Here is a 12571-nt window from a genome sequence, read left to right on the forward strand (position 1 = left end):
CTGTTACAGTCGGGAAACACTCGCTGAGGGCAATCCCTTCTTGCCCTTTCTCGCGATTTGCTGCGGCATACGAAGCGCTTCGCCTTGCTGGTGGCTGAGCTTCGCGTCACATTGCGCTAGCGGGCGGGCCACTTCCACGCGGGCAGATCCCGCGAGTCGGCGTCGCCAATGCGCGTCGCGCCCAACTGCTTTTCGAGCACGACGGATTCGCTGCCGTCCTCGCGTTCCAACGCCGCGATGAGGCGCGCCGCATGCGACACGACAATGACCTGCGAACGCAATGACGCCCGCGCGATCAGCCGGGCGAGCGCCGGCAGCAGATCGGGATGCAGGCTGGTCTCCGGCTCGTTCAGCACCAGCAGCGCAGGCGGCCGCGGCGTGAGCAGCGCGGCGACGAGCAACAGGTAGCGCAGCGTGCCGTCCGACAATTCGGCGCCCTTCAGCGCGCGCAGCAGGCCCTGCTGCTGCATCGTCACCTCGAAGCGTCCCTCGATATTCGTGATCGCCACGCGCGAGCCGGGAAAAGCGTCGTCGATCGCGGCATCGAGCGCGGCCGCGTCGCCGATTTCGCGGATCGTCTGCAGCGCGGCGGCCAGGTCCGCGCCGTCGTCGCCGAGCACGGGCGTATGCGTGCCGATTTGTGGCAGCCGCACGGGCGACTCGGCATCCGTTCTGAAATGATCGTAGAAGCGCCAGGAACGGATCTGCTCTCGCACCGAAATCATCTCCGGGGCGCTACGCGGGTCGGAAAACTCCGTCATCATGCTGTCGAAACTGGCGACGGTGTGCGGAATGGTCTGCCATTCGCCGTCGTCGTCACGCGTGCGGATCGCCGCGCCATGCCGGTCGACCAGCAGCGCCGACGGACGCAACACGGGACCGCTCCAGATGCATTCGCGCTTGATGACAGGGTCGAGTCCGAACTGCGTTTCGCCTGGAATGGGCAGACCGAGATCGATTGCATAGCCGAATTCGTCGCCCGCAAAACCGAGCCGCAGATTGACGGGCTCGCTACGGCGCGTGCCCTGCACAGGGGTGTCGCCCGCCAGCATCGCGCGGGAAAAGCGCTCGGGGCCTGCCCATAGCGTGGATTGCAGTCCGCCCTCGCGCGCCAGCGACGGGATGACGCCGCCGCGCGCCGTCACGGCCAGCAGCCGCAACGCGCGATACACGCTCGACTTGCCGCTGCCGTTCGCGCCCGTAATCACATTCAGACGCGCGAGCGGCACGATCAGATCGCGCAGCGAGCGATAGTTGGCGATGGCGAGCGTCGTCAGCATTCGGGCTCCGCGCGTAGACCGGATAAATCGGACAAGACAGGATTGTTCTGGATTTCGAAGGAACGCCCACGCCGCATCAGCCGCGCCCCGCCTTCTTTGCCGGTGCCCGCCCTTCGGACACGCTATCCGGCAACGGCGCAGGTGTGGGAACGCTGCGCAGATCGCGCAGGAACGAATCGCGCCACACGCCGAGATCATTTTTGCGCAGTGCCTGCATATCTATCTCGTGACGCCGCTTGCGCTCGTCGAGCGGCATCGCGAGCGCGCGCTGCAACGCGTCGCACATGCCGAGCGAATCATGAGGATTCACAATCAACGCGCCTTCCAGTTCGGCCGCCGCGCCCGCGAACATCGACAGCACCAGCACGCCGGGATCGTCCGGATTCTGGGCCGCGACATATTCCTTTGCGACGAGGTTCATCCCATCGTGCAAAGGCGTGACGAACCCGACCTGCGATTCGCGGAACAGCGACATCAGCTTCCAGCGGTCGTACTGCTGGTTCAGATAGCGGATTGGTGTGTAGTCGAGACCTGAGTACTTTCCGTTGATGCGCCCTGCTTCGTATTCGAGCTGCTGGCGGATATCCTGGTAGGTCGTGACGTCGGAGCGCGTGGGCGGCGCGATCTGCACGAGCGTGACGTTGCCGCGCCATTCAGGCGAACGCTCCAGCAATGCTTCGAACGCGCGAAAGCGCTCGACCAGCCCTTTCGAATAATCGAGCCGGTCGACGCTCATGATCAGCTTGCGCCCTTCGAGACTCTGCTTCAGATCGAGCACATGCTGACGGCTCTCGTACCGCTTCGCCTGTTCGGCGATGTCGTCGGGAAACACGCCGATCCGGTAAACGCCCGTGCGCAGTTGCCGCCCGAATGCCTCCGCGTGGCCATCGCTCGACACCGTACCGCGCGCGTGGCGGCGCAGATAGTCGTGAAAAGCCAGTTCGTCGTTGTCGGTCTGAAAACCAATCAGGTCATAGCAGCAGAGCGACTTCACCAACTCTTCGTGCGGTGGGATGTTCAGCAGAATCTGTGGCGACGGAAACGGAATGTGCAGGAAGAAGCCGATGCGGTTCTTGACGCCCTCCGAGCGCAACGCCTCGGCGAACGGAATCAGGTGATAGTCATGCACCCAGATGATGTCGTCCGGCTTCAGCAGCTTGATCAGCTTGTGCGCCAGCCACGCGTTGACGCGGCGATAGCCCGCGTATTCTTCGCGCTCGTAACGCGCGAGGTCGTTGCGATAGTGGAACACGGGCCACAGCGTCGCGTTCGAGAAGCCGCGGTAGTACTGGTCGTAGTCCTTGCGCGTGAGGCCCGTGGTCGCGAAGGTCACGGTGCCGTCCACGTCGAGCGTCGGCCCGGCGTTCGCAACCGTTTCGCTGACGACGTCGCCGCTCCATCCGAACCACACGCCGCCTGCGTCCTTCAGCGCGCCGAATACACCGACCGCGAGCCCGCCCGCGGAGCCTTTGGTCTCCGTGGGTGTTGCCACGCGATTCGACACGACGATCAGTCGGCCCATGTTGCTGTCCCTCCGCTCTGGTTTCGCGCGGCCGGTCTGACGTGGCCGGCGCGCATTGTTCAGTGCTGGTTCGACCGCGGTTGCACCGGATCAGTTGCACATTTGTGCGGGTCCGGACGGCATAGGCCAAACGACCGGTCTGGAACCGTGTCTACAACGCGTCTAAAGCGGGAAAAAGCAGAAAACGCGCGCGGTGCAGCGAGCACGGCGCGCGTCGACATGAACCGCAACGAACGAGCCGAAGCGCCGCTCAGCTACCCGACTTGCAGGGGAATGCCTTGCCGAGTCCCAGCGAGACGGCCGTGCTGGCGTTGTAACCCGCCACGTTCGGATTGTCGGCGATGTACTTGCGCACGGCGTCCGTCAGCTGTTGCGAGCGCGCTTCGGGCGGCAGGCAAAAATACTGGCCGACGCGCGGGCCCGTCGTCCCGCCGATCGCGTCGATCGTGTTGAACACGCCGTCCGCGGCGCCTTCGATATAGGCTGCACACGCGCTACGCGACGCAACGTCGGTCTTCGTGCACAGCTTGTTGAGGTCGCCCCCCGTAAACGCGGCAGCCGTCAACGGCACAGCGAGCGCGCTGGCGCAAATCAAAACCCGCAGCATGTTTTTTCCTTCCTGGTGTGAGCCCGGTACTAAACGGTGTCCGGCGGTCTGTGCCGCGCGGTTTTGGCCACCCGTCCCGGCTGCAATTCGGGCGCGTGGTGACCCGCGCCCAAGCTACTATTTTGCACTGTTTTGCGGCGTTACTGGGGCGCCTGCGGGGTCTGTTTCTGCATTTGCTGGAGGCGTGCCGTCAGCCCTTCGACGACATCGGGCTCCTTGTACTGCTTCGCGAAATCGAGCGCCGTCAGGCCGAGCTGGTTTTTCACGTTGAGGTCCGCGCCGCTGTCGAGCAGCAGCTTCACAGTCGAAACATGTCCGCCGCGCGCGGCCATCATCAGCGGCGTGGTGCCGTTCGGCGAGCCGGCGTCGATGTACGCGTCATGATCGAGCAGCAGCTTGACGATGTCGTCGTTGCCGTTCGCCGCCGCGTAGTGCAACGGCGCCCAGCCCTTCTTGTTGACTTCCGCGTCCTTGGCGATCAGCTGTTTCACGATGTCGATGTCGCCGTTCAGTGCGGCCATCATCATCGCGTTTTCGCCTGCCTTGTCGAGAATCTCGATGTCCGTCTTCGGATTCTCGATGAGCGCGGCGACCACCTTGTCCGACTTTTCGCGGGCCGCGATCACGAGCAGCGGGATGCCCTGGTTGTCGGCCATGTTCGGGTCCATGCCGTTCGCCAGCTGCTTCTTCACTTCCTTTACGTCGTCGAACTTGACGGCCTTGATCATCGTGTCGGCGGGTGCGGCGTGCGCAGGCAGCGCGCCGAGCGTCGCGAGCGCGACCCCCGCTGCCAGCGTCAGTTTCGCCAGGCCACGGCGCAGGCCAACTGCGCGGGCGGGAACGGCGCCATGGTAGCTCTCAGTCAGATAATTTTTCATGTATTGCTTTAGGAGAATTTCCTATCCTATTGATACTACTTATTTTTCACTTCAAACGCCTGCCGGCGCCGGAATCTTGAACAGCCGGAAAAAGTTCTCGCTGGTCGCTGCTGCGAGTGCTTCGTCAGGCATCTCGCGCTGCTGCGCGATGAAGCGTCCGACATAACTGACGTACGCAGGTTCATTCGGCTTGCCGCGATACGGCACGGGCGCGAGGTACGGCGAGTCGGTTTCGATCAGCAGACGCTCGAGCGGCACGCGGCGCGCGACGTCCTGAACGTCCGTCGCACTCTTGAACGTGACGATACCCGACAGCGAAATGTAGAAATTCTGCGCGAGCGCCTGCTCGGCGACGGCCCAAGGCTCCGTGAAGCAGTGCATCACGCCGCCCGGCACGTTTGCGCGCTCCTCGGCCATGATCCGCAGCGTGTCGGCCGACGACGCCCGCGTATGCACGATCAGCGGCTTGCCTGTCTGGTGCGCGGCGCGGATATGCACGCGAAAGCGCTCGCGCTGCCACTCCATGTCGTCGATCGAACGGCCTTCGAGGCGGTAATAGTCGAGCCCCGTCTCGCCGATTGCGACCACCTTCGGATGCTGCGCCAGTTCGACCAGTTCGGCGACCGTCGGCTCCTGCGCATCCTCGTGGTCCGGGTGGACGCCCACCGACGCATACACGTTGTCGTACGAACGCGCGATGTCCAGCACGGACGGCAGCGTTTCGAAGTCGACGGACACGCACAGCGCGTGCGTGACCGAATGCGAGCGCATGTTTTCCAGCACTTGCGGCAGACGGTCGCCGAGTCCTTCGAAGTTGATATGGCAGTGGGAGTCGACAAACATGGTGAAGTCCTGCGAAAAATCCGGTGATGATTGAGGCGTGGCCTGTTGGGCGGCTTACTGCGCGCCGTCCAGACGCTTGCCGAGGATGACCAGATCGCGCTCGACGCCATCCAGCACCGCGACGCGCGGCAACGTGCCCCATGCCGCGAAGCCGAATGCCTGGAACAGTCGCACGCTGGGCTCATTGTGGCCGAATACAAAGCCGAGCACCGTGTCGATACCCAGTTTCGGCGCGGCTTCCAGCGCCGCTGCCAGCAGTTTCTTGCCCAGACCCTTGCCGCGCGCGGCTTCATCCAGATAAATGCTGACTTCGGACGTGCGCTGATAGGCCGGGCGCCCGTAGAAATCAGAAAAACTCAGCCACGCGATCACCCGACCCTGATCCTCGACCACCCATAACGGACGCTTCTCAGGACCGTGCGCCTCGAACCACGCGCGGCGGCTGTCGATGCTTACCGGCTCCAGATCGGCCGTAACCTGCCGAGACGGCACGGTCGAGTTGTAGATGGCGACGATGGCGGGCAGATCGTCGAGCGTAGCGTCGCGGTATTGAAGAGTCATGTCGATGTCGTTGATAGGAATGAACTAAAGACGGGTGTGCTTCGCGCGCTGCGAACGGATTGGGGCTACTGGACGAACAGGTCGCGGTAGCCGAGAAACAGTTCTTCGAACACGAGTCGCGCGTTGAGCGGATGGTTTTCGACCGCGCGTTGCCGCGTAACCGTCCGCATGAAGCGCGCGAAGCCGTTCGCGTCGGCCTGCGACGCGCAACGCGAGAGCGCCGCCGACGCCGCCGGGAAGTAGCGCGGCGTGCCCGCTGCGCCCACGGTGGACTGGGCGAGCAGATCGTACATCCAGCGCTGCAGCCAGCCGAGCACGAGCGGCACAGGCAGCTTCTGCAAGGTTTCGCCGCACGCGAACGCGTCGCAGTTGGCGCCGGCCGCCAGTTGCTTCAGCGTCCAGTCGCGCAGCGGGCGGTTTTCGTCGCTGGCGAGCGCCAGCGCGGCGAGCGGCGCGCCGCCTGCTTCCGCGAGCAGGCCCGGCGCATCCGCCACGCCTTGTTGCGCGAGCCACGCGGTAGCAGCCTGAGGAGACGGCGTCGTCATCGGCCACTGGCGACAGCGGCTGATGATGGTCGGCAGCAACCGGTCGATCCGCGCCGACACCATCAGGAACACGACGCCCGCAGGCGGTTCCTCGAGCGTTTTCAGCAGCGCATTGGCTGCCGCGACGTTCAGCGCCTCGGCGGGATACAGCACGACGACGCGCACGCCGCCGCGATGCGAGCCGACGCCGCAAAAGTCCAGCAGCGCCCGCACCTGTTCGATCTTGATTTCCTTGCTGGGCGTGCGCGTCTTCTTGCCGCCATCGTCGGCATCGGCGCTCGCTTTTTCGGCCTTTTCATCGGTGGCCGCGCTGGTGAAACCCGCTTCAGCGGCGAGCGCCTCCGGCAGCACGATCCGGTAGTCGGGATGATTGCCCTGTTTGAACCACGTGCACGCGGCGCAGGTGTCGCACGGCTGGCCGTCCGGCAGCGCCGATTCGCACAGCAGGCCCTGCGCCAGATGCTGGGCAAAGCGCAGCTTGCCGATGCCGGCCTGCCCATGAAGCAGCAGCGCATGCGGCCAGTGGGCGCGCAACTGCTGCAGGCGGTTCCAGTCGTCGGTTTGCCACGGATAAATCATCGTTTGTCTTTTGATTCAATAGGTTGAAGAATTTTTTTGATGTATCGGCCGAGCATTGTCCGTTGTTATAGGGCGAGCTTATATCAACATTAATTCAAAGAGATATGATCAAATCTTCAAGGTGTTTCTGAATTTCGGCAATGCTGCGCGTCGAGTCGATGATATCGAATCGATAAGGCGCTTCCTCCGCACGGCGCAGGTATTCGGTGCGGGTGCGCGTGAAAAACGCATCCGATTCGCTCTCGAAACGGTCCGGCGCGCGCGCCGCGCTGCGCCGCTCGCTCGCCGTTTCGGGTGGCACGTCGAACAGCACGGTCATGTCCGGCTGGAAACCGCCCTGCACCCAGCGCTCGAGCGTTTCCAGCTTGTCGCGCGGCAGGCCGCGTCCGCCGCCCTGATAGGCGAAGGTCGCGTCGGTGAAACGGTCGGACAGCACCCAGTCGCCGCGCGCGAGCGCCGGCTCGATGACCTGTGCGAGATGCTCGCGGCGCGCGGCGAACATCAGCAGCGCCTCGGTTTCGAGGTCCATCGCCTGGTGCAGCAGGATGTCGCGCAGCGACTCGCCGAGCTTCGTGCCGCCCGGCTCGCGCGTCATGACGACGGAACGCCCCGTCGCCGCGAGCTTCTGCTCCAGGCGGTCACGGAACCAGCCGAGATGCGTGGTCTTGCCCGCACCGTCGATGCCCTCGAACGTGATGAATTTTCCCCGAGCCATCATTGACCTCGAATGTATTTGTCGACGGCCTTGTTGTGATCGCCGAGCGTGTCAGAAAAGATGCTGCTGCCGTCGCCGCGCGATACGAAATACAGCGCGCTGGTCTGCGCCGGATTGAGCGCGGCCTGCAGCGACGCGATGCCCGGCAGCGCGATGGGCGAAGGCGGCAGGCCCATCCGCGTGTAGGTATTGTAAGGAGTGTCCGTCTGCAGATCCTTCTTGCGCAGATGGCCCGAATAGCTCTCACCCATTCCATAGATGACGGTCGGATCGGTCTGCAGCGGCATGCCGACGCGCAGACGGTTCGCGAACACGCCCGCGACCATCGGGCGGTCGGACGCCTTGCCCGTTTCCTTTTCGATGATCGACGCCATGGTCAGCGCATCGTACGGCGTTTTGTACGGCAGCCCCGGTGCGCGTGCCGCCCATGCTTCGTCGATGCGCAGCTTCATCAGCCGGTACGCGCGTCGATAGACGTCGAGGTCGCTCGTGTCCTTGTCGAACAGGTAGGTATCCGGGAAGAACAGCCCTTCGCCATTGCCTGTCGGTGTTTCGGGCGCGCCGATCGCCTTCAGGATATCCGCGTCCGACATGCCCGCCGTATCGTGTTTGAGCGCCGGGTTCGAATCGAGTTCGGCGCGCATGTGCCGGAAAGTCCAGCCTTCGATGATCGTCGCCACGTACTCGTTGACGTCGCCGCGCGCGATCTTCTGCAGCACGTCGTACGGCGTGATGCCCTGCTTGAATTCATAGTTGCCCGACTTCAGCGCCGACTGCAGTCCGAGTACGCGCGTCATCATCACGAACAGTTCCGGCTCGACGGGCACGCCGCCACGGTTCAGTTGCGTCGTGACGCTGCGCAGGCTGCTGTGCGGCTTGATCGTGACATCGAGTTGCGGGGTGGCGAGTTGAACGGGCGTGGTGGCCCAGTGGTACGCGCCGTACGCCGCGGCGGCGAGCAGCATCGCGAGCACGACGCAGGCGATGAGGCATTTCTTCAGGAGGGACATGGAAACGTGGTTCGGGTGAAGCCAATATAATACTTGCTTGCCTCCGCCAAAGTCAGAATTGACTGTTCCCCGAATCCATGAACGCACCGCTTGCTACCGCTCCTGGCACTGCTGTCCCCACTCCTGCTGCTTCTGCTGCTGTTTCTGCCGCACTTCCCGCGTTTCCGCGTCCCGCACGCGACGAGTTCGACGCCGTGCTGTCGGGCGGCGCATTCATGCCGCTGCCGCAGTTCGGCGTGATCGACGCGACGGGCGATGACGCAGCCGCCTTCCTGCATTCGCAGCTCACCAGCGACACGCAGCACCTCGACGCCGCGACGGCACGCCTTGCCGGCTACTGCTCGCCGAAAGGCCGGCTGCTGGCGTCGTTCCTCGTATGGTGCAGCGGCGAGTCGATCCGGATGCTGGTGTCGAAGGACGTGCAGGCCGCCGTGCAGAAACGCCTGTCGATGTTCGTGCTGCGAGCGAAAGCGAAACTCAGCGACGCATCGGCTGACACGCTCGCCATCGGTCTCGCCGGTGACGTGCGAGGCGCGCTGTCTGGCGTGTTCGACGCGATCCCCGACGGTGTGCACGTCAAGGTGGACGGGCCGGCGGGATCGCTGGTACGCGTGCCCGATGCGGCAGGCCGCCTGCGTTACGTGTGGGTCGGCCCGAAAGCGGAAGTCGAAGCGCGCCTGCCCGTGCTCGAAGCCAAACTGCGCCGCGTGTCGCCCGCCGTGTGGGACTGGCTCGACATCCGCGCCGGCGAACCGCGCATCACGCAGCGTGTGGTCGAGCAATTCGTGCCGCAGATGATCAACTTCGACGTGCTCGGCGGCGTCAATTTCCGCAAAGGCTGTTATCCGGGCCAGGAAGTGGTCGCGCGCAGCCAGTATCGCGGCACGATCAAGCGGCGCATGTCGCTCGCGAACGTCGCGGGCGAAACGGAGAGCGTCGTGCCGGGCGCGGAGCTGTTTCGTTCGGACGATCCGGGCCAGCCGTGCGGGATGCTCGTCAACACGGCGGCCGCGCCTGACGGCGGCGTCGATGCCCTCGTCGAGATCAAGCTGGCCGCGCTCGAAAACGGCAGCGTGCATCTGGGCGCCGCCGATGGCCCCGCGCTGACCTTCCTGCCGCTGCCTTACGCGCTGCCCACGGAAGTCTGACGCGCCAGCCACATCCGCGCCGCGCCTTTGTTTTCTGATTTCCGGCGCGGCGTGTTCCTGCCGTATCCACGCCTTCTCGTTACCAAGACTTCTGCCGATGTGTCTGATCGTGTTCGACTGGCGCCCCGAAGCGTCTGACGGCCTGCTGTTCACGCTCGCAGCGAATCGCGACGAATTCCTCAAGCGCACGGCCGAACCGATGCATTGGTGGGACGACGCGCCCGGCTTGCTCGCGGGCCGCGATCTGGTCGGCGGTGGCACCTGGCTCGGCATGACGCGCGACGGGCGCTTTGCCGCGCTGACCAACTATCGCGCGCCAAAAGAGATGCGCGCCGATGCGCCGACGCGCGGCACGCTGGTCAGCAACTGGCTGTCGGGCGATCACGGTATCGAAAGCGGCGCGCCGCTCGACTATCTGTTGCAGGTCGCGCAGGACGGCGACATGTACAACGGCTTCAATCTGCTCGTCGGTGACTGGACGCGGCGCGAACTCGCGTGGTACTGCAACCGCTCGCCCGCCGAGCCCACGTTGCTTGCGCCGGGCACGCACGGCATCTCGAACGCGGTGCTCGACACGCCCTGGCCGAAACTCGTGCGCAAGCGCGCCGAGCTTGCCCAGGCGCTCGCCGGCGAAGCCCGTCCGCCGCTCGCGACGCTGATCGGCCTGATGCGCGACCCGCATGTCGCGCGCGACGACGAACTGCCGGCGACGGGCATTTCGCTAGAACGCGAACGCGCGCTGTCGGCGGCCTTTATCGATACGCCCGATTACGGCACGCGCGGCACCACGGCCGTGCAGGTGTTGGCGCAGAACGGACGGCTGAGCGTCTCGGCACTCGAACGCAGCGACGACAACGGCTCGCATCGTGTCGTGCGTCCCGGGGATTTCGAGCGCAGTTTTGCGTTCGATATCGCCTGACAGCGAAGCGTCTTTACATCCCGCTCATTCGACGCCGAACGCGGCGCGCAATGCCGCCGCCGCGTCCGCATGCGCGATGGCTACATCCGGCACGTAGCCGCCCATCTTGAAGAACTCGTGGATCATGCCCGCGTAGCATTTGAACGCGACAGCATTGCCCGCCTCCCGCAACTTGTGCGCATACGCTTCGCCTTCATCGCTCAACGGGTCGTACTCGGCCGTCGCGATCCATGCGGGTGCCACGCCGTGAAACCCCGGCGCGCCGCGCGTGCCGTCGAGCGGCGCGAAACGCCAGTCGTGACGATCGTCGGCATCGCGCACGTACTGCTCGAAGAACCATTGAATCGTGTCACCAGACAGCAGATAACCATCCGACAGACGTTCGTGCGAGTCTGTCTGCTGATGGCCTGTGGTGCCCGGATAGATCAGCAGTTGCAGCACGAGCGCAATGCCGGCGTCGCGCGCGAGCACGGCGCACACGGTGGCGAGCGTGCCGCCCGCGCTATCGCCGCCGACGGCGATCCGGCTCGCGTCGATGCCGTAAAGCGGCGCGTTGTCGTGCAACCACTCGAGCGCGTCGAACGCATCGTCGACGGCGGTGGGAAATGTGTGCTCCGGCGCGAGCCGGTAGTCGACCGACATCACGACGCACTGCGCGTCGCGCGCCAACATCCGGCAAAGCGCGTCGTGCGTGTTCACGCTGCCGACCGTGAAACCGCCGCCGTGATAGTAGACGAGCGCGGGTGCGGGATTCGCCCATTGCGGCTCGGCGGGATGATAGAGACGCACGCGTATGGACGCGCTGTCGCGCATCGGCACATCGATGTCCTCGACGGAAAACATCGGCGCCGAGGGCACTTCGAGAATCGGCGCGCTCTTCTCATACGATGCGCGCGCCGCTTGCGGCGTCAGATCGTGATACGCAGGGCGCTTTGCGCGCGCGATCATGTCGAGCACCTGCTCGATCTTCGGATTCAGCGGCATGGTCGGACGACGGCGCCCATGCGCCGCACGGTTGAATGAGCGCGCCATGATGCCACGAACGCGCGTCGAAACGCTTGCGTCGGCGCGCTAGCGCGCTTCCTTGACCTCCGGCTTGAGCGACAGCGGATCAGTGGGATTGCGCTGCTGTTCGATGTCCTCGTGCCGCAGCCGCACCGTTGCAAGAATGGCGGGATGCGTGAGGATATAGAAACGCCGCGCGGCGATGGCTTCGAACGTTAACGCCGCGACCTCCACCGCGCCCAGCTTGCCGGAACGCACCGCGCGCTGCAGTTGCTTGTCGGCGGCGAGTTGCGAGCGCGTGGGCCCGGCGCTATTGCGCAGCGATTCCGGACGCGCGCGCTCGGCATCCGCGATGCCCGTCGGCACGAACGCCGGACACAACAGCGAGCAACCAACCTCTCCGCCCGCGTTCTGCAGATCGTGATACAGCGTCTCCGTCAGCGAGACGACTGCGTGCTTCGACGCGTTATAGATGCCCATCGACGGAGGCGACAGGAGCCCCGCCACCGACGCCGTATTGACGATATGCGCGGGTTCGTTCTGCTTCAGCATGATCGGCGTGAAGATACGCACGCCGTGAGCTACGCCCATCACGTTGACGCCGAACACCCACGCCCAGTCGTTCGCCGAGCTTTCCCATAGAAAGCCGCCGGAGCCGACGCCCGCATTGTTGAACAGCAGATGAACCTTGCCGAAGGCTGCGAGCGCGGCATCTGCGAGCGCCTGAACCTGCGCGGCGTCGGACACATCCGTTTTCACGCCGATCGCCTCGGCGCCCGATGCGCGCAAGTCATCGACGGTTTGCGCGAGCGCGTTCGCGTCGATATCCGCCAGCACGAGCTTCATGCCGAGCGACGCGCCCTTTTCCGCGAACGCACGGCCGAAGCCGCTCGCCGCGCCTGTGATCACGGCGACCTTGCCGTCGAACTCGAACATGCCGTTTTCCTCGTTCAGCAGTT

13 protein-coding genes are annotated in these 12571 nt (G+C 64.7%); 2 read left to right on the forward strand and 11 right to left on the reverse strand.

The genetic code is table 11. The features are described from left to right. Nucleotides 1-116: 116 nt before the first annotated feature. From PPGU16_RS07905 to mltG, 9 genes are all read right to left on the reverse strand, one after another. Nucleotides 117-1280, reverse strand: a complete 1164-nt coding sequence (locus tag PPGU16_RS07905; RefSeq protein ID WP_180722424.1) for an AAA family ATPase — start codon at nt 1278-1280, stop codon at nt 117-119. A gap of 76 nt (nt 1281-1356) precedes the next feature. After that, nucleotides 1357-2802, reverse strand: a complete 1446-nt coding sequence (gene otsA, locus PPGU16_RS07910) for an alpha,alpha-trehalose-phosphate synthase (UDP-forming) (RefSeq protein WP_180722425.1) — start codon at nt 2800-2802, stop codon at nt 1357-1359. Between the two features lie 250 nt (nt 2803-3052). Then, nucleotides 3053-3409 carry a Rap1a/Tai family immunity protein gene (locus tag PPGU16_RS07915; protein WP_180722426.1) on the reverse strand — a complete coding sequence of 119 codons (357 nt, stop codon included), beginning with the start codon at nt 3407-3409 and terminating at the stop codon, nt 3053-3055. Between the two features lie 140 nt (nt 3410-3549). Further along, the gene (locus PPGU16_RS07920) at nt 3550-4287 is read right to left on the reverse strand and encodes an ankyrin repeat domain-containing protein (RefSeq protein WP_180722427.1); all 738 of its coding nucleotides are present in this window, start codon (nt 4285-4287) and stop codon (nt 3550-3552) included. A gap of 51 nt (nt 4288-4338) precedes the next feature. Then, nucleotides 4339-5130: a TatD family hydrolase gene (locus PPGU16_RS07925; RefSeq protein WP_180722428.1), complete on the reverse strand. Its 792-nt coding sequence runs from the start codon at nt 5128-5130 to the stop codon at nt 4339-4341. Between the two features lie 54 nt (nt 5131-5184). Further along, nucleotides 5185-5691, reverse strand: a complete 507-nt coding sequence (locus PPGU16_RS07930) for a GNAT family N-acetyltransferase (protein WP_042314184.1) — start codon at nt 5689-5691, stop codon at nt 5185-5187. Nucleotides 5692-5756: 65 nt separating this feature from the next. Continuing rightward, nucleotides 5757-6815, reverse strand: a complete 1059-nt coding sequence (locus PPGU16_RS07935) for a DNA polymerase III subunit delta' (protein ID WP_180722429.1) — start codon at nt 6813-6815, stop codon at nt 5757-5759. Nucleotides 6816-6909: 94 nt separating this feature from the next. Then, complete coding sequence (gene tmk / locus PPGU16_RS07940) at nt 6910-7530, reverse strand: dTMP kinase (protein WP_180722430.1); 621 nt, start codon at nt 7528-7530, stop codon at nt 6910-6912. Then, a complete protein-coding gene (mltG, locus tag PPGU16_RS07945; protein WP_180722431.1) occupies nt 7530-8540 on the reverse strand; it encodes an endolytic transglycosylase MltG in 1011 nt (336 codons plus the stop codon). The genes tmk and mltG overlap by 1 nt, the downstream gene beginning before the upstream one ends. Nucleotides 8541-8617: 77 nt before the next feature. Here mltG and ygfZ point away from each other — a divergent pair, with 77 nt between their 5' ends. Further along, nucleotides 8618-9688 carry a CAF17-like 4Fe-4S cluster assembly/insertion protein YgfZ gene (gene ygfZ / locus PPGU16_RS07950; RefSeq protein ID WP_180722432.1) on the forward strand — a complete coding sequence of 357 codons (1071 nt, stop codon included), beginning with the start codon at nt 8618-8620 and terminating at the stop codon, nt 9686-9688. Between the two features lie 97 nt (nt 9689-9785). After that, entirely contained in the window at nt 9786-10607 is an 822-nt protein-coding gene (locus PPGU16_RS07955; protein WP_180722433.1) for an NRDE family protein, read from the forward strand. A gap of 24 nt (nt 10608-10631) precedes the next feature. Here the strand turns inward: PPGU16_RS07955 and PPGU16_RS07960 are convergent, their stop codons facing one another. After that, entirely contained in the window at nt 10632-11591 is a 960-nt protein-coding gene (locus PPGU16_RS07960; protein WP_180722577.1) for an alpha/beta hydrolase, read from the reverse strand. Nucleotides 11592-11678: 87 nt separating this feature from the next. Further along, a complete protein-coding gene (locus tag PPGU16_RS07965; protein ID WP_180722434.1) occupies nt 11679-12548 on the reverse strand; it encodes an SDR family oxidoreductase in 870 nt (289 codons plus the stop codon). Between the last annotated feature and the right edge of the window lie 23 nt (nt 12549-12571).

The organism is Paraburkholderia largidicola, from assembly GCF_013426895.1.
GTDB lineage: Bacteria > Pseudomonadota > Gammaproteobacteria > Burkholderiales > Burkholderiaceae > Paraburkholderia > Paraburkholderia largidicola.

Excerpts from the sequence above, each read along its gene's own strand:
- PPGU16_RS07905 (WP_180722424.1), bottom strand. The coding sequence starts at position 1,280 with ATGCTGACGACGCTCGCCATCGCCAACTATCGCTCGCTGCGCGATCTG.
- otsA (WP_180722425.1), bottom strand. The coding sequence starts at position 2,802 with ATGGGCCGACTGATCGTCGTGTCGAATCGCGTGGCAACACCCACGGAG.
- PPGU16_RS07915 (WP_180722426.1), bottom strand. The coding sequence starts at position 3,409 with ATGCTGCGGGTTTTGATTTGCGCCAGCGCGCTCGCTGTGCCGTTGACG.
- PPGU16_RS07920 (WP_180722427.1), bottom strand. The coding sequence starts at position 4,287 with ATGAAAAATTATCTGACTGAGAGCTACCATGGCGCCGTTCCCGCCCGC.
- PPGU16_RS07925 (WP_180722428.1), bottom strand. The coding sequence starts at position 5,130 with ATGTTTGTCGACTCCCACTGCCATATCAACTTCGAAGGACTCGGCGAC.
- PPGU16_RS07930 (WP_042314184.1), bottom strand. The coding sequence starts at position 5,691 with ATGACTCTTCAATACCGCGACGCTACGCTCGACGATCTGCCCGCCATC.
- PPGU16_RS07935 (WP_180722429.1), bottom strand. The coding sequence starts at position 6,815 with ATGATTTATCCGTGGCAAACCGACGACTGGAACCGCCTGCAGCAGTTG.
- tmk (WP_180722430.1), bottom strand. The coding sequence starts at position 7,530 with ATGGCTCGGGGAAAATTCATCACGTTCGAGGGCATCGACGGTGCGGGC.
- mltG (WP_180722431.1), bottom strand. The coding sequence starts at position 8,540 with ATGTCCCTCCTGAAGAAATGCCTCATCGCCTGCGTCGTGCTCGCGATG.
- ygfZ (WP_180722432.1), top strand. The coding sequence starts at position 8,618 with ATGAACGCACCGCTTGCTACCGCTCCTGGCACTGCTGTCCCCACTCCT.
- PPGU16_RS07955 (WP_180722433.1), top strand. The coding sequence starts at position 9,786 with ATGTGTCTGATCGTGTTCGACTGGCGCCCCGAAGCGTCTGACGGCCTG.
- PPGU16_RS07960 (WP_180722577.1), bottom strand. The coding sequence starts at position 11,591 with ATGCCGCTGAATCCGAAGATCGAGCAGGTGCTCGACATGATCGCGCGC.
- PPGU16_RS07965 (WP_180722434.1), bottom strand. The coding sequence starts at position 12,548 with ATGTTCGAGTTCGACGGCAAGGTCGCCGTGATCACAGGCGCGGCGAGC.